At 60.5% G+C, this 16,050-nt stretch carries 12 protein-coding genes; 8 read left to right on the plus strand and 4 right to left on the minus strand.

The window, feature by feature from the left end; genetic code table 11:
* Positions 1-141 precede the first annotated feature (141 nt).
* The 4 genes from BLT55_RS19260 to rpmE form a co-directional block, all read right to left on the minus strand.
* Positions 142-1,410: a malic enzyme-like NAD(P)-binding protein gene (locus BLT55_RS19260; protein WP_007248063.1), complete on the minus strand. Its 1,269-nt coding sequence runs from the start codon at positions 1,408-1,410 to the stop codon at positions 142-144.
* A gap of 120 nt (positions 1,411-1,530) precedes the next feature.
* Positions 1,531-2,283: a thermonuclease family protein gene (locus BLT55_RS19265; protein ID WP_054999771.1), complete on the minus strand. Its 753-nt coding sequence runs from the start codon at positions 2,281-2,283 to the stop codon at positions 1,531-1,533.
* Positions 2,284-2,399: 116 nt separating this feature from the next.
* On the minus strand, positions 2,400-3,824 hold the full coding sequence (locus BLT55_RS19270) for an IS1182-like element ISPsy6 family transposase (RefSeq protein WP_055001182.1): 1,425 nt from the start codon (positions 3,822-3,824) through the stop codon (positions 2,400-2,402).
* A 136-nt stretch (positions 3,825-3,960) separates the two neighbouring features.
* Positions 3,961-4,188 (minus strand): 50S ribosomal protein L31, encoded by a 228-nt coding sequence (gene rpmE, locus BLT55_RS19275; protein ID WP_007248065.1) that lies wholly within the window; start codon positions 4,186-4,188, stop codon positions 3,961-3,963.
* A 168-nt stretch (positions 4,189-4,356) separates the two neighbouring features.
* Between rpmE and BLT55_RS19280 the strand changes: the two genes are divergently transcribed.
* From BLT55_RS19280 to BLT55_RS19315, 8 genes are all read left to right on the plus strand, one after another.
* Positions 4,357-6,576: a primosomal protein N' gene (locus BLT55_RS19280; protein ID WP_054999886.1), complete on the plus strand. Its 2,220-nt coding sequence runs from the start codon at positions 4,357-4,359 to the stop codon at positions 6,574-6,576.
* A 97-nt stretch (positions 6,577-6,673) separates the two neighbouring features.
* Positions 6,674-8,410 carry an arginine--tRNA ligase gene (gene argS / locus BLT55_RS19285; RefSeq protein ID WP_054999887.1) on the plus strand — a complete coding sequence of 579 codons (1,737 nt, stop codon included), beginning with the start codon at positions 6,674-6,676 and terminating at the stop codon, positions 8,408-8,410.
* A 1-nt stretch (position 8,411) separates the two neighbouring features.
* The gene (locus BLT55_RS19290; RefSeq protein WP_002551645.1) at positions 8,412-9,107 is read left to right on the plus strand and encodes an SPOR domain-containing protein; all 696 of its coding nucleotides are present in this window, start codon (positions 8,412-8,414) and stop codon (positions 9,105-9,107) included.
* Positions 9,108-9,473: 366 nt separating this feature from the next.
* Entirely contained in the window at positions 9,474-10,727 is a 1,254-nt protein-coding gene (gene glyA, locus BLT55_RS19295) for a serine hydroxymethyltransferase (protein WP_054999888.1), read from the plus strand.
* A 17-nt stretch (positions 10,728-10,744) separates the two neighbouring features.
* Positions 10,745-11,995, plus strand: coding sequence for a sarcosine oxidase subunit beta family protein (locus BLT55_RS19300; RefSeq protein ID WP_054999889.1), 1,251 nt, complete (start codon positions 10,745-10,747; stop codon positions 11,993-11,995).
* A 15-nt stretch (positions 11,996-12,010) separates the two neighbouring features.
* Positions 12,011-12,307: a sarcosine oxidase subunit delta gene (locus BLT55_RS19305; RefSeq protein ID WP_003379926.1), complete on the plus strand. Its 297-nt coding sequence runs from the start codon at positions 12,011-12,013 to the stop codon at positions 12,305-12,307.
* A complete protein-coding gene (locus tag BLT55_RS19310) occupies positions 12,304-15,324 on the plus strand; it encodes a sarcosine oxidase subunit alpha (RefSeq protein ID WP_054999890.1) in 3,021 nt (1,006 codons plus the stop codon). The genes BLT55_RS19305 and BLT55_RS19310 overlap by 4 nt, the downstream gene beginning before the upstream one ends.
* Positions 15,325-15,360: 36 nt before the next feature.
* Positions 15,361-15,993 (plus strand): sarcosine oxidase subunit gamma, encoded by a 633-nt coding sequence (locus BLT55_RS19315; protein WP_074800760.1) that lies wholly within the window; start codon positions 15,361-15,363, stop codon positions 15,991-15,993.
* Positions 15,994-16,050: the final 57 nt, after the last annotated feature.

Here is a 16,050-nt window from a genome sequence, read left to right on the forward strand (position 1 = left end):
ACGCTGGAGCGTACGGAACGATAATTCAACTATCGTGCGAGGCTCTGCGCAACTATCGTGCAACGCTCCGCGTCCGCTTTGAGTGTTACCAGACATAAAAAAACCCCTGCATCGCTGCAGGGGTTTTTTATTGCGGCGGGATCAGCCGTTGAACACGTCGTCCACGCTGGTCAGTGGGTAGTGCTTCGGATACGGCAGGGTTGCAACGCCGCTTTCGATGGCAGCTTTGGCAACCGCGTCAGCGATCAGGCCCAGCAGGCGGGTGTCCATTGGTTTCGGGATGATGTATTCACGACCGAACTCCAGCTTGATGCCGCCATAAGCGTCGCAGACTTCCTGAGGCACTGGCAGTTTGGCCAGTTCACGCAGGGCGTTGGCCGCCGCGATTTTCATTTCCTCGTTGATGCGCTTGGCGCGAACGTCCAGAGCACCGCGGAAGATGAACGGGAAGCCCAACACGTTGTTGACCTGGTTCGGGTAGTCCGAACGGCCAGTCGCCATGATCACGTCGCTACGGGTAGCGTGAGCCAGCTCAGGGGAAATCTCAGGATCAGGGTTCGAGCATGCGAACACGATCGGGTCCTTGGCCATCAGCTTGAGGTTTTCAGGGCTCAGCAGGTTAGGACCGGACAAGCCTACGAATACATCAGCGCCATCCAGTGCATCGGTCAGCGAGCGCTTCTCGGTGGCGTGAGCGAACACAGCCTTGTACTGGTTCAGGTCGGTGCGGCCAGAGTGGATCACGCCGGTGCGGTCGACCATGAAAATGTTTTCGATTTTCGCGCCCATGCTCACCAGCAGCTTCATGCACGAGATGGCAGCAGCGCCCGCACCCAGGCAGACGATCTTCGCCGAATCGAGGCTTTTGCCGACGATTTCCAGCGCGTTGATCATGCCGGCTGCGGTCACGATAGCGGTGCCGTGCTGGTCATCATGGAAAACCGGAATGTCGCACTGCTCGATCAGCGCTTTCTCGATTTCAAAGCACTCAGGCGCTTTGATGTCTTCCAGATTGATGCCACCGAAGGTGATCGAGATACGCTTGACGGTGTCGATGAACGCCTGCGGGCTTTCGGAATCGACTTCGATATCGAAAACGTCGATACCAGCAAAACGCTTGAACAGAACCCCTTTACCTTCCATGACGGGCTTGGACGCCAATGGACCCAGATCGCCGAGGCCGAGAATCGCGGTGCCATCGGAAATAACTGCTACCAGATTGCCTTTGCCGGTGTACTTGTAAGCCAGCTCAGGGTCACGGGCGATTTCACGCACGGGTTCAGCAACGCCAGGGCTGTAGGCCAGAGCCAGGTCACGGGCGGTTGCGGTCGGCTTGGTGAGTTCGACGCTCAGCTTCCCCGGACGAGGATTGGCATGGTATTCGAGCGCGGCAGTTTTCAGATCTGACATGTATTGGATTCCGCTTTTTTTACTGTGGGACAGACGGACCGCCGAGGATACGCAAGATGCCTGGTCCTAACAAGACTGACCAGTCACTGCTGTCAAGAGGCGCGGCCTTAGACTTTACGCTTAGAAAACGGACGGGCTCAGCATTGCAGAATGGGTCAACGGCAGCAGCCAGCGCGACTGTCCTGATTTTAGACCACCCCGACGAGCGCGATCGACCACCCAGCCGCGCGCTTCGATTTTTTTGCCTTTGAGGCGCTCGAGCGCTGCCATGTCGAACCCGGACACGTTGTCCGGTGCAATGCGCAGCACCAGCGAGCCCGGCAACTCGATCCAGACGCCGCCGCGATTGCGCTGCACGCTCTTGACCTGTCCCGACACCACGGCAAAGCCGCTTTTAGCAATGCTGTCAGACGCCTGCACCGGCGAGTTACGCCACAGGCCCAGCCTGGCCTGACGTGCCTGACGCTCTGCACTTTGCTGGCAATCGACCAGCGCAACATTGGGCGCGACGGCGACCAGATAACCCAGACCTTCGCTCAGCAACTGCGCTTCGAGATTGCCGCCATCACGCGCATAGACGTTGGCCAGCGTGCGGCCGTAATGGTCCTTGCTCTGCTGACCGACCCGCAGACGGACCTGGCCGCCGCTGTCATCCACCAGCGCTTGCAACCTGCGCCTGGCAGCTTCGGCAAACGGCTCGGCCGACTGGCCTTTCTTGCCGGTTTCGGGCGTATTGAGCCCGATCATCCGCACGTTGCGGCCATCGGTCAGGCGCAGTGTGTCGCCGTCGACCACGCGCTGCACCTGCGCGATTGGCAACGAGGCCGGTGCAGGGCAGAACGCTTGGGCGCCGGACAGCCAGATCGCAGACATAAAAAAGACGCCCACAAGCAGACTGTGTGAAAACACACTGATGAAGGCCCAAGCAAACGCCCCGACTTGTTCGGGGCGTTTTTTTTGTATTGGCAGCAGACGAAAAAAATGTCCGCTCAGCCCATCAAAGCCATCAGATGGCGCACACCGAGCACTTTAATCGCTCGTTTCAGGTTATAGGCATTCACCGCCAAGGCCATTTCAGCTTTTGTACCCTCCAGTTGTCGCAGCAAGAAACGGCCATTACCAAATAGCCATTGCTTGAGGTTGCCGAAGGGGTGCTCAACGATGGATCTTCGGTTGGCCATCATCTCAGGATGCGCCTGCATTCTTTGCTCCATCCGCTCGAAAGCCTCTTCATGGGCATGTCGTGAGACATAACGGCGCCGGGCTCGAGTGCATTGCGTTTTCAGCGCGCAGTTGGCGCAGTCATCGACCTCAGCCTGATAGATCCGATCACCTTTGTTGTGCTGTTTTAGCGTTAACCATTTGCCTGCCGGACACTGGAAACGATCGTGTCCGGTCTCATAGATAAAGTCTTTTCGCTCAAAGAGCTGCTCTTCCTGACTGCCAGGGTTTTTCGAACGATTGGGCGGTACATAGGCCGTAATCGAAGCATCCTCGCAGGCCTGAAACTGCTTGCCATTGGAGTAGCCGGCATCGGCAGTGACCGTCAGATCATCTTGCTGTAACTCTGCTTTGGCGGCCTTGGCCATCGGCTCCAGTTGCTTTCGGTCATCGCCATCTTGGGTGACCTCATGATGCAAAATCAGGCAATGCTCGGCGTCCACGACGGTTTGCACGTTGTAGGCCACACGTGGCCCTTTGGCCGTGCGCATCATTCGGGCATCGCTTTCATGGGTGTTGAACTGCTCGATGCCCATCGAACGCATCAGTGCCTGGCAACTCTGATTATCCTGTTGTCGAGCCTCAAGCTGTGCCAGGGCTACCTTGATTGCGCTGCGATCAATTGAATCTGTGGTTTCAGCCTTGTCGGCCTCATCCAGCTCGGCCAGATACTGAGCGATGCGCTTATCCAGTTTTTCTTCCTGGCGCTTGAGCTGCTTCAAATTCACATGACGCCGTGAGGATGCGACCGCCTGAAACTTGCTGCCGTCGATGGCCACCAACTCACCGGCGATCAAGCCTGCCGTGCGACAAAACCGAACGAAAGCACGGCAGGTCGCGATGAAGGCGGGTTTATTGTTCTTGCGAAAATCGGCGATGGTCTTGAAGTCGGGCTTGAGCCGGTTGATCAGCCACATCACTTCGATGTTGCGCTGACACTCGGCTTCAAGACGTCGCGATGAGCGAATCCGCTGAAAATAGCCGTAGAGGTAGAGTTTTAGCTGATCGGCGGGATCATAAGCAGGGCGCCCCGTGCTTTTTGGAATCGCTTTATCGAAGCCCAGTTGCACCAGATCGAGCCTGGCAACGTACAGGTCAATGACACGAACGAGGTGATCCTCGGGGATCAACTCTTCCAGCGAGACCGGGAATAGGCTGGTCTGGCTGCGGGACTCACCTTGGATGTAGGCCATAACGAAAAATGCTCTGTATCTTTCGATACGGAGCATTTTCTTTGAGCGCTGCGCAGATTGCTAGGTTTTCACACAGTCTGACAAGGGGCGCCTTTTCAAGCAACCTGGAGATGCCCAAGGGGCAGCCAGTTCAGCTTCAGTCTTGCTTCGCTTTGGTTGCGCCGAACGCACCGAAACGGGATTTGAACTTGTCGACACGGCCGCCAACGTCAAGCATCTTCTGCTTGCCGGTGTAGAACGGGTGGCACTCGTTGCACACGTCCAGGCTCAAAGGGCCGGTCAGGGTGGAACGGGTTTTGATGACATTGCCGCAGCTGCAGGTCGCGTCAATGGCTTCGTAAACTGGATGGATATCAGCTTTCATCGGTACTTCCTCGGTCTAACGCGCCGCCACCCAACACTATTGTTGAATACCGCACGGAAATAGGCTGCGGATAGTACCAGACAATTGCAACGACGCAATCGAACCTTCACACCGGTCGTCTGCTAAGATCGCGCCTTCTTATTACCGACCACCACAGGGAAACATCGCGTGCCCGACGCCATCCTGCGCCTTGCCCTGCCCTCGCCGCTTCGCCGCCTGTTCGACTATCGCGCCCCTGCCGGTGTGTCGCGCAGCGCTTTGCAGCCTGGCATGCGCCTGCGGGTGCCGTTCGGCAGACGGGAAATGATCGGCATTCTGGTGGAAGTGGTCGATCACAGCGAAGTGCCTGCCGACAAGCTCAAGCCCGCGATTGCCCTGCTCGACAGCGAAGCGCCGTTGCCGCCCGCGCTGTTCAGGCTGTGCCTGTGGACGTCGCAGTATTACCAGCACAGCCTGGGTGACACGTTGAGCTGGGCCTTGCCGGTGCTGCTGCGTCAGGGCGAACTGGCCGAAATCCGCCAGGAACGCTTCTGGCACGTGACCGCCACCGCCAGCGTCGATGACCCGCGTATCGCTCGCGCGCCCAAACAGCGTGAAGCGCTGACCACCCTGGCCCAGCACCCACACGGCGTGGCGCATCAGTTGCTCAGCAAGCTGATGCTTAATAAGGAAAGCCTCAACCTGCTGCTGGCCAAAGAGCTGGTGTACGTCGAAGTGCGCAGCCACGCGCCCAGCGCACGTCATGAGCACTGGCTGGCGCAGCCGGAGCTGCCGCTCAATACCGAGCAGCGTGCCGCCTACGAGGCGATCCGTGCCGGGTTCGACAGTTTTCACGCGTTTTTGCTGGCCGGCGTGACGGGCAGCGGCAAGACCGAGGTCTATCTGCAACTGATCCGCGAGACGCTGGAGGCGGGCAAACAGGCGCTGGTGTTGATCCCGGAAATCAACCTCGGCCCGCAAACGCTGGCGCGCTTCGAACAACGCTTCAATGCCCGCATTGCGCTGGTGCATTCCGCCGTCAACGACCGCGAACGGCTGGATGCCTGGCTGGCCGCCCGCGATGGCGAAGCCGACATTATTATCGGTACGCGCTCGGCCCTGTTCACGCCGATGAAGAATCCCGGCCTGATCATCATCGACGAAGAACACGACGGCTCCTATAAACAGCAGGAAGGTCTGCGTTATCACGCCCGCGACCTGGCGCTGGTGCGGGCCCGTCAGGAAAACATTCCGATTGTGCTCGGCTCGGCCACGCCCTCTCTGGAAAGCCTGCACAACGCCTACACCGGACGCTATGGCCTGCTACGCCTGAACCAGCGCGCAGGCGGCGCGCAACAGCCACGCTTCATGCGCCTGGATGTCAAAAGCAGGCCACTGGACAGCGGGATTTCCGGGCCGATGCAACAAGCCATCGGTCAGACGCTTGCGGCAGGTCAGCAGGTACTGGTGTTTCTCAATCGACGCGGCTTTGCGCCAACGCTGCTGTGCCATGACTGCGGCTGGATGTCCGGCTGCCAGCGGTGCGACGCGCGCATGACCGTGCATCAGCGCTCCGCCGAGCTGCGCTGTCATCACTGCGGCTATGTCGAGCGCGTGCCGCGGCAGTGTCCTTCGTGCGGCAAAGTGGATTTGCGCCCTGTCGGCGCAGGCACCGAGCGCGCCGAAGAGCGGCTGGCAATCATGTTCCCGGACTTTCCGGTGCTGCGCGTCGACCGCGACAGCACGTCGCGCAAGGACGCCATGAACCAGTTGTTCGCGACCATCCAGCGCGGTCAGCCGTGCATTCTGGTCGGCACCCAGATGCTCGCCAAGGGCCATCACTTTCCAAGGGTGACGCTGGTGTCGATTCTCGATGCTGACGGCGGATTGTCTTCCGGTGACTTCCGGGCCAGCGAGCGTATGGCGCAGCTGATCGTGCAGGTCGCCGGGCGCGCAGGACGTGCCGAGGAGCCAGGCAAGGTGATCATCCAGACTCATCTGGCCGACCATCCGCTGCTGATCCAGCTCACCGAACAGGGTTATTTCGCATTCGCTGAACAGGCCTTGAGCGAACGTCGCTCGGCCGGTTTACCGCCCTTTTCGCACCTGGCCCTGCTGCGCGCCGAGGCCCACAAACCCGGTCAGGCCGAGGCCTTTCTCGATCAGGCCTGCAGCGAAGCCGAACAACTTGTGGCGCAGATGAGCCTGGGCGGCATCGAGCTGCTGGGCCCCGTTCCCGCGCCGATGGAACGCCGCGCCGGGCGTTATCGCGCGCAGTTGCTGGTGCAGTCCAGTGCACGCGCGCCGTTGCATAAATTGCTCAGTACCTGGCTGCTCGCGCTGGAGCAAATGCCCAGCGGTCGGCAGGTCAGGTGGTCGCTGGATGTGGATCCGGTGGATCTTTATTAGGTCACGCCGTTGGCAAGCAGGCTCCGGCAACGGATAATGCGGAGTTTTTCCACCCGCGCATCGAAGCGCCACCGCGCTTGCGGTCGAAGAGAGCCCCATGAAAGACACCATTCGCCAGCTGATTCAACAAGCCCTGACCCGTCTCGTCACCGAGGGCGTCTTGCCAGAAGGGCTGACGCCGGCGATTCAGGTGGAAAACGCCCGTGACAAGACCCATGGTGACTTCGCCAGCAATATCGCGATGATGCTCGCCAAGCCTGCCGGGATGAAGCCGCGCGATCTGGCTGAAAAGCTGATCGCTGCGCTGCCTGCCGACGATCAGGTCAGCAAGGTCGAAATTGCCGGTCCGGGCTTTCTGAATTTCTTCCAGAACACCGCCGCGCTGGCTGCGCGCCTTGACGCTGCTTTGGTCGACACGCAGTTGTCGGTTCGCAAGGCAGGCCCGGCACAGCGCGTGGTGGTCGATCTGTCGGCCCCCAACCTGGCCAAGGAAATGCACGTCGGCCACTTGCGCTCGACCATCATCGGCGACGGTGTGGCGAACGTCCTCGAGTTTCTCGGCGACACGGTCATTCGCCAGAACCACGTCGGCGACTGGGGCACTCAGTTCGGCATGCTGCTGGCCTACCTGCAGGAAAAACCGGCGACCAGCGACGAGCTGTCCGACCTGGAAGACTTCTATCGCGCCGCCAAGCAGCGCTTCGATGAGTCCGAAGAGTTCGCCGAGCGCGCGCGCGGGCTGGTGGTCAAGTTGCAGGCTGGCGACGCGGAGTGCCTGACGCTTTGGAAGCGTTTCAAGGACATTTCGCTGTCTCACTGCCAGGAGATCTACGAGCGCCTCAACGTCAGACTGACCCCGGCCGATGTCATGGGCGAAAGTGCCTATAACGAAGATCTGGCGAATGTGGTCAATGATCTGAAAGCCACCGGCCTGCTGGTCGAGAGCAACGGCGCGCAGTGCGTGTTCCTCGAAGAATTCCGCACCGCCGATGACACGCCACTGCCGGTGATCGTGCAAAAGGCCGGCGGCGGTTATCTGTATGCCACCACTGACCTGGCTGCCATCCGCTACCGCAGCAAAGTGCTTGAAGCCGACCGCGTGTTGTACTTCGTCGACCAGCGTCAGGCCCTGCACTTTCAGCAGGTGTTTGAAGTGGCTCGCCGCGCCGGTTTCGTCCACCAAGGCATGCAACTGGAGCACATGGGTTTTGGCACCATGAACGGCGCCGATGGCCGCCCGTTCAAAACCCGCGATGGCGGTACGGTCAAGCTCGTCGACCTGCTCGATGAAGCCGAAGAACGTGCCTATACGCTGGTGAAGGAAAAGAACCCGGAGGTCGCCGAGGCCGAGCTGCGCAGCATTGCCAGGGCGGTGGGGATCAGTGCGGTGAAATACGCTGATCTGTCCAAGCATCGTGCCAGCGACTACAGCTTCAACTTCGATCAGATGCTGAGTTTCGAAGGCAATACCGCGCCTTATCTGCTGTACGCCTACACCCGCGTAGCCGGTGTGTTCCGCAAGCTGGGCACGCCGTTCGACGCTGGCAAGGGGCACATCGTCCTTGAAGCGCCGCAGGAGCAGGAACTGGCGGCACGTCTGGCGCAGTTCGCTGAAACATTGAACAACGTCGCAGAAAAAGGCACACCGCACGTACTTTGTGCTTACCTGTATGACCTTGCGGGTCTGTTTTCCAGCTTTTATGAAAACTGCCCGATCCTTGGTGCGGAAAGTCCCGATCAGCAACAGAGCCGTCTGCGTCTGGCTGCCCTGACCGGCCGCACCCTCAAGCAAGGCCTGGACCTGTTGGGTCTGGAAACTCTGGAGCGTATGTAAGTTGGCAGTTGCGAAGAAGAAACCGGCACCCAAGCGGGGCGCCAGCCGTTATCAGGCACCCGCGAAGAAACCGATTCCAGGATGGTTGTGGCTGGCGATTGGTCTGACCGTAGGCGCATTCGTGGTCTTTCTGATGAAGCTCGAACCGGGCGGCGAAGACGTCAAGCGGGTCAAGGCGGACGCCAAGGCTGCGAAAATAGCCGAAGCCAATAAGACGCCGCCGAGCCCGACCGCGCCGGTCAAGCCCAAGTACGATTTCTATACGCTGCTGCCGGAATCGGAAGTGATCGTGCCCAACGAAGCGGTGCCGGAAAAGACGCCACCGCCCGTGGCGCCGACGGCTCCGGTTTCGCCCGAGCAGGCCGCCAAGATTGACACAGCACGCGCTCAAGCAGCGCTTAGCGGTTTGACGCCACCACCGGCCCCGCCCGTGGCGACGACCAAGCCCGCGGCAGTCACGACGTTCTTCCTGCAAGCGGGCTCGTTCCGCAAACAGGCCGACGCCGAGAAGGTGCGTGCGCAAATCATCCTGCTGGGCCAGACGTCAACCGTCGAGTCCGGCACGGTGAAGGATGAAACCTGGTATCGCGTGCTGGTCGGCCCGTTCAGCAACCGTGAACAACTGACGACTGCCCAAAAGCAATTGGCAAGCGGCGGGTTCAGCAACCTGTTGCTGCAACAACGCCAGAGTCGCTAGCCGGAGCGGGATTTACGGTGATGCTGGAGCGTGCGGAACGATAACCTCAACTATCGTGCGACGCTCCGCGTCCTCATTGCAAATGCGTCGTGTGAAAGACCGTCTTAGCGGACAAGTCCGCTCCCACTGGTGCGTGCGGAACGATAATCCCGACTATCGTGCCTCTGGCGGCGCTGATTGGTGTTTGTTAACGCCTTCCCGGTCTCCATCTATTTATCTCTCCGCGTCAGGCCATGTCGTAAACGCACCTTTGTGTGGCGTCCATAGGCATTTGGCGTCTTTGGTCCGGCCCTACCATCGCTCTCAGAGGGCTCTGTTCGGCCCGACCAAAAAGTCAGGCGCAGCGCCGCCGCCGGGAGATCCGCGATGTTCAGCAAGCAAGACCAGATTCAGGGTTATGACGATGCACTGATGTCGGCCATCAACGCCGAAGAGCAGCGTCAGGAAGACCATATCGAGCTGATCGCCTCGGAAAACTACACCAGCAAGCGCGTGATGCAGGCTCAAGGCAGCGGCCTGACCAACAAGTACGCCGAGGGCTATCCCGGCAAGCGTTACTACGGCGGCTGCGAGCATGTCGACAAGGTCGAGCAACTGGCCATCGAGCGCGCCAAACAGCTGTTCGGTGCCGACTATGCCAACGTTCAGCCGCACTCCGGCAGCCAGGCCAACGCCGCTGTCTATCTGGCGCTGCTGCAGGCGGGTGATACCGTGCTGGGCATGAGCCTGGCCCACGGCGGCCATCTGACCCACGGCGCCAAGGTCAGTTTTTCCGGCAAGCTGTACAACGCTGTGCAGTACGGCATCGACACCACCACCGGCCTGATCGATTACGACGAAGTCGAGCGCATCGCCGTCGAATGTCAGCCAAAAATGATCATTGCCGGTTTCTCGGCCTATTCGAAGACGCTGAACTTCCCCCGTTTTCGCGAAATAGCCGACAAAGTGGGCGCTTATCTGTTCGTCGACATGGCCCACGTCGCCGGTCTGGTCGCCGCCGGTTTGTACCCCAATCCGCTGCCGTATGCCGACGTGGTCACCACCACCACCCACAAAACCCTGCGCGGCCCACGCGGCGGCCTGATCCTGGCCAAGGCCAACGAAGAGCTGGAGAAGAAATTCAATTCCGCCGTCTTTCCCGGTGGTCAGGGTGGCCCGTTGATGCACGTCATCGCCGCCAAGGCCGTGTGTTTCAAGGAAGCGATGGAGCCTGGCTTCAAGGCGTATCAGCAGCAGGTCATCGATAACGCGCAAGCCATGGCGCAGGTGTTCATCGATCGTGGCTTCGACGTGGTCTCCGGCGGTACCGACAACCACCTGTTTCTGGTCAGCCTGATCCGTCAGGGCCTGACCGGCAAAGATGCCGACGCCGCGCTGGGTCGTGCGCACATCACGGTCAACAAAAACTCGGTGCCCAACGATCCGCAGTCACCCTTCGTGACCTCGGGCCTGCGCATCGGCACCCCGGCCGTTACCACTCGCGGTTTCAAGGTGACCCAGTGCATCGAACTGGCAGGCTGGATCTGCGACATTCTCGATAACCTCGGCGACGCCGATGTCGAGGCCAACGTCGCCAGCCAGGTCGCAGCCCTGTGCGCCGATTTCCCGGTTTATCGCTGAGTCAGGAGTAGCCTTACATGCAGCATTACTCAGGCTTCGGCCTTCTCAAGCATTCCCTCAGCCATCACGAAAACTGGCAGCGCATGTGGCGCACGCCAACGCCGAAGAAAGTCTACGACGTGGTGATCGTCGGTGGCGGCGGACACGGTCTGGCGACCGCTTACTACCTGGCCAAAGAGCACGGCATCACCAACGTGGCAGTGGTCGAGAGAGGCTGGCTGGGCGGCGGCAACACGGCGCGTAACACCACCATCGTGCGTTCCAACTACCTGTGGGACGAGTCGGCGCATCTGTATGAACACGCGATGAAACTGTGGGAAGGCCTGTCTCAGGACCTGAACTACAACGTCATGTTCTCCCAGCGTGGCGTCTACAACCTGTGTCACACCTTGCAGGACATGCGCGACTCCGAACGCCGCGTCAGCGCCAACCGCCTCAACGGCGTGGATGGCGAACTGCTCAACGGCAAGCAGGTCGCCGAGGAAATCCCGTACCTGGATTGCTCGAAAAACACCCGTTACCCGATCATCGGCGCGACCGTGCAACGCCGTGGCGGCGTGGCCCGTCATGACGCCGTGGCCTGGGGCTTCGCGCGCGCTGCCGACGCTCTGGGCGTAGACCTGATTCAGCAAACCGAAGTGATCGGTTTTCGCAAGGAAAACGGCGTGTGCATCGGCGTCGAGACCAATAAGGGCTTCATCGGTGCCAAACGCGTTGGTGTCGTCACGGCCGGTAACTCCGGGCACATGGCCAAGCTGGCAGGCTTTCGTCTGCCGATCGAGTCACACCCGTTACAGGCGCTGGTTTCCGAGCCGATCAAACCGATTATCGACAGCGTGATCATGTCCAACGCCGTGCACGGCTACATCAGCCAGTCCGACAAAGGCGATCTGGTGATCGGTGCCGGTATCGACAGCTGGGTCGGCTACGGCCAGCGCGGCTCGTACCCGGTGATCGAACACACCATTCAGGCCATCGTCGAGATGTTTCCAGTCTTGTCCCGCGTGCGCATGAACCGTCAATGGGGCGGCATCGTCGACACCACACCGGACGCCTGCCCGATCATCTCCAAAACACCGGTACCCAATATGTTCTTCAACTGCGGCTGGGGCACCGGTGGCTTCAAGGCCACGCCGGGCTCGGGCAACGTGTTTGCCGCCAGCCTGGCCAAAGGCGAAATGCACCCGCTGGCCAAGCCCTTCTCCATCGACCGCTTCCACAATGGCGCGCTGATCGACGAACACGGCGCCGCAGCCGTAGCCCACTAACAGGAGAACCCGACCATGCTGCATATCTTCTGTCCTCACTGTGGCGAACTGCGCTCCGAAGAGGAATTCCACCCGTCCGGCCAGGCGCATATCCCGCGCCCGCTGGACCCCGCCGCCTGCACCGATGAGCAATGGGGCGACTACATGTTCTTCCGCGACAACCCGCGTGGCCTGCACCATGAGCTATGGATACACGCCGCCGGTTGCCGTCAGTACTTCAATATGACGCGCAACACGGTGACCTACGAAATTCTCGAAACCTATCCGATTGGCAGCAAGCCACAGTTCACGGATCAGGGAGAAAAGGCATGAGCCAGAGCAATCGCCTGCCCAACGGCGGCCGCATCAACCGCAGCAAAGTGCTGAACTTCACCTTCAACGGCCAGACCTACCAGGGCTTTGAAGGCGACTCGCTGGCGTCCGCGCTGCTGGCTAATGGCGTTGACATCATTGGTCGCAGTTTCAAGTACTCCCGGCCGCGCGGCATCTTCGCGGCAGGCTCGGAAGAACCGAATGCCGTGTTGCAGATCGGCGCGACCGAAGCGACGCAGATCCCCAACGTGCGGGCCACCCAGCAAGCGCTATATGCCGGGCTGGTGGCGACCAGCACCAACGGCTGGCCGAGCGTGAATACCGATGTGATGGGCATTCTCGGCAAGGTCGGCGGCAAACTGATGCCACCGGGCTTCTACTACAAAACCTTCATGTACCCGCAATCGTTCTGGATGACTTACGAGAAGTACATCCGCAAGGCCGCAGGCCTGGGCCGTTCGCCAACCGAAAACGATCCGGACAGTTACGACGCGATGAACCAGCACTGTGACGTGCTGATCGTCGGCGCAGGCCCGGCTGGTCTGGCCGCTGCGCTGGCTGCGGGTCGCAGCGGCGCCAGAGTGATTGTCGCCGACGAGCAGGAAGAGTTCGGCGGCAGCCTGCTCTACAGCCGCGAAAGTCTGGATGGCAACCCGGCTGCCGAGTGGGTTACAACAGTGGTTGCCGAGCTGAAAAGCCTGCGCAACGTGACGTTGCTGCCACGCGCTACGGTCAACGGCTATCACGATCACAATTTCCTGACCATTCATGAGCGCCTGACCGACCACCTCGGTGATCGCGCGCCCATCGGCATGGTCCGCCAGCGCATGCACCGGGTGCGCGCCAAACGCGTGGTGCTGGCTGCCGGTACTCACGAGCGTCCGCTGGTGTATGGCAACAATGATGTGCCGGGCAACATGCTCGCGGGTGCAATCTCGACGTACGTTCGTCGTTACGGTGTCGCGCCGGGCAAAAAACTGGTGCTGTCCACCAACAACGATCACGCTTACCGCGTCGCGCTGGACTGGCTCGATGCCAGCCTGCAAGTCGTTGCGATTGCCGATGCACGGCACAATCCGCGCGGCCCGCTGGTTGAAGAGGCACGCGCCAAAGGCATTCGCATTCTGACCGGCAGCGCGGTGATCGAAGCCCGCGGCAGCAAACGCGTCACCGCTGCACGGGTCGCCGCCATCGACGTCAAGGCGCACACCGTTGCCAGCCCCGGTGAATGGCTGGAATGCGATCTGGTTGCCAGTTCCGGTGGCTACAGCCCGATTGTGCACCTGGCCTCACACTTGGGAGGCAAACCCGTCTGGCGTGAGGACATCCTCGGTTTCGTACCGGGCGAAGCGCCGCAGAAACGTATTTGCGTGGGTGGCGTGAACGGTGTTTACAGCCTTGCCGACAGCCTGGCGGACGGTTTCGAAGGTGGCGTGCGCGCTGCCAGTGAAGCAGGCTTCAAGATTGTTGAAGGCGTGATGCCCAAAGCCCTCAGCCGCGCAGAAGAACCAACGCTGGCACTGTTCCAGGTGCCGCACGAAAAAGGTACTGCACGGGCACCCAAGCAATTCGTCGATTTGCAGAACGACGTGACCGCCGCCGCCATCGAACTGGCGACCCGCGAGGGTTTCGAGTCCGTCGAGCACGTCAAACGCTACACCGCGCTGGGCTTCGGCACCGATCAGGGCAAGCTGGGCAACGTCAACGGCCTGGCCATCGCTGCCCGTGCGCTGAACGTGTCGATCCCGGAAATGGGCACCACCATGTTCCGCCCCAACTACACGCCGGTGACCTTCGGCGCAATAGCCGGGCGCCACTGCAAGCATATCTTCGAGCCAGTACGCTTTACCGCGCTGCACGCCTGGCACGTCAAGAACGGTGCCGAATTCGAAGACGTCGGCCAGTGGAAACGTCCTTGGTACTTCCCGAAGAACGGTGAAGACCTGCCTGCCGCCGTCGCGCGTGAATGCAAGGCGGTGCGTGACAGCGTCGGCCTGCTGGACGCCTCGACACTGGGCAAGATCGACATTCAAGGGCCGGACGCCCGCGAATTTCTCAACCGCATCTACACCAACGCCTGGACCAAGCTGGACGTGGGTAAAGCGCGTTACGGCCTGATGTGCAAGGAAGACGGCATGGTCTTCGATGACGGCGTAACGGCCTGCCTCGCCGACAACCATTTCCTGATGACCACCACCACCGGCGGCGCTGCACGTGTCCTGCAATGGCTGGAAATCTATCAGCAGACCGAATGGCCGGACCTGAAGGTTTATTTCACCTCAGTGACCGACCACTGGGCGACGCTGACGCTGTCTGGCCCCAACAGTCGCAAGCTGCTGAGCGAAGTCACCGATATCGACCTGGACCGTGAAGCGTTTCCGTTCATGACCTGGAAAGAAGGTCTGGTCGCAGGCGTGCCGGCGCGGGTGTTCCGCATCTCGTTTACCGGCGAGCTGTCCTACGAGGTCAACATCCAGGCCGACTATGCAATGGGCGTTCTGGAAAAGATCGCCGAAGCGGGTAAGCCTTACAACCTGACGCCTTACGGCACCGAAACCATGCACGTACTGCGTGCGGAAAAGGGTTTCATCATCGTCGGTCAGGACACCGACGGCTCGATGACCCCCGACGACCTGAACATGGGCTGGTGTGTCGGCCGCACCAAACCGTTCTCGTGGATCGGCTGGCGCGGCATGAATCGCGAAGACTGTGTGCGTGAGCAGCGCAAGCAATTGGTCGGCCTCAAACCCATAGACCCGACCCAGTGGCTGCCAGAAGGTGCGCAACTGGTGTTCGATACCAAACAGGCGATCCCGATGAGCATGGTCGGCCACGTGACCTCCAGCTATGCGCACAACTCGCTGGGCTATTCGTTCGCGATGGGCGTGGTTAAAGGCGGCCTGAAGCGGATCGGCGAGCGTGTGTTCGCGCCGTTGGCCGATGGCAGCGTAATCGAAGCCGAAATCGTCTCGTCGGTGTTCTTCGATCCGAAAGGCGAGCAGCAGAATGTCGAGTAAACAGCCGGGCCAAACAGCATTCAAAGCAGGTGAATCATGAGCACAGCCAACGTTTACCAGCAGCGCCCGACCAGCGATGTCAAAGCCGAGTCGCCGTTGTTCCACGCCAGCCTCGACAGCCTGATCGGCAAAGGCCGCGCCAGTCCGGGCGTGTTTCTGCGCGAGAAGAAACTGCTGGGCCACCTCACGATTCGGGGCGATGCGCATGATCCGGCCTTCGCCGCTGGCGTACACAAGGCGCTGGGCATGGAACTGCCAGCCGCACTGATGCTGGTCATCAACGGCGCAAGCTCGCTGCAATGGCTCGGCCCGGATGAGTGGCTGCTGATCGTGCCGAGCGGCGAGGAATTCGCTGCGGAGCAGAAACTGCGTGCTGAACTGACAGGGCTGCACATCGCCATCGTCAACGTCAGCGGTGGCCAGTCGATCCTTGAGCTGACCGGCCCGAAAGTGCGTCAGGTGTTGATGAAATCCAGCAGCTACGACGTACACCCGAACAACTTTCCGGTGGGCAAGGCGGTCGGGACAGTGTTCGCGAAATCACAACTGGTGATCCGCCGGACCGGTGAAGAAACCTGGGAACTGCTGGTGCGCCGCAGCTTCTCGGATTACTGGTGGCTGTGGTTGCAGGATGCGAGCGCCGAGTATGGGCTAAGCATTCAGGCGTGAAGAGCCTGGAAACCGCCGTGTCAGTTTCAATGAAGACTCCTGTGGGAGTGAGCTTGC

The organism is Pseudomonas cannabina, assembly GCF_900100365.1.
In the GTDB taxonomy this organism is placed as follows: Bacteria; Pseudomonadota; Gammaproteobacteria; order Pseudomonadales; family Pseudomonadaceae; genus Aquipseudomonas; species Aquipseudomonas cannabina.

Bases quoted from the DNA above. Each gene is read 5' to 3' on its own strand.
- BLT55_RS19315 (WP_074800760.1), top strand. From the start codon at position 15,361: ATGAGCACAGCCAACGTTTACCAGCAGCGCCCGACCAGCGATGTCAAA.
- BLT55_RS19305 (WP_003379926.1), top strand. From the start codon at position 12,011: ATGCTGCATATCTTCTGTCCTCACTGTGGCGAACTGCGCTCCGAAGAG.
- glyA (WP_054999888.1), top strand. From the start codon at position 9,474: ATGTTCAGCAAGCAAGACCAGATTCAGGGTTATGACGATGCACTGATG.
- argS (WP_054999887.1), top strand. From the start codon at position 6,674: ATGAAAGACACCATTCGCCAGCTGATTCAACAAGCCCTGACCCGTCTC.
- BLT55_RS19260 (WP_007248063.1), bottom strand. From the start codon at position 1,410: ATGTCAGATCTGAAAACTGCCGCGCTCGAATACCATGCCAATCCTCGT.
- BLT55_RS19310 (WP_054999890.1), top strand. From the start codon at position 12,304: ATGAGCCAGAGCAATCGCCTGCCCAACGGCGGCCGCATCAACCGCAGC.
- rpmE (WP_007248065.1), bottom strand. From the start codon at position 4,188: ATGAAAGCTGATATCCATCCAGTTTACGAAGCCATTGACGCGACCTGC.
- BLT55_RS19270 (WP_055001182.1), bottom strand. From the start codon at position 3,824: ATGGCCTACATCCAAGGTGAGTCCCGCAGCCAGACCAGCCTATTCCCG.
- BLT55_RS19300 (WP_054999889.1), top strand. From the start codon at position 10,745: ATGCAGCATTACTCAGGCTTCGGCCTTCTCAAGCATTCCCTCAGCCAT.
- BLT55_RS19265 (WP_054999771.1), bottom strand. From the start codon at position 2,283: ATGTCTGCGATCTGGCTGTCCGGCGCCCAAGCGTTCTGCCCTGCACCG.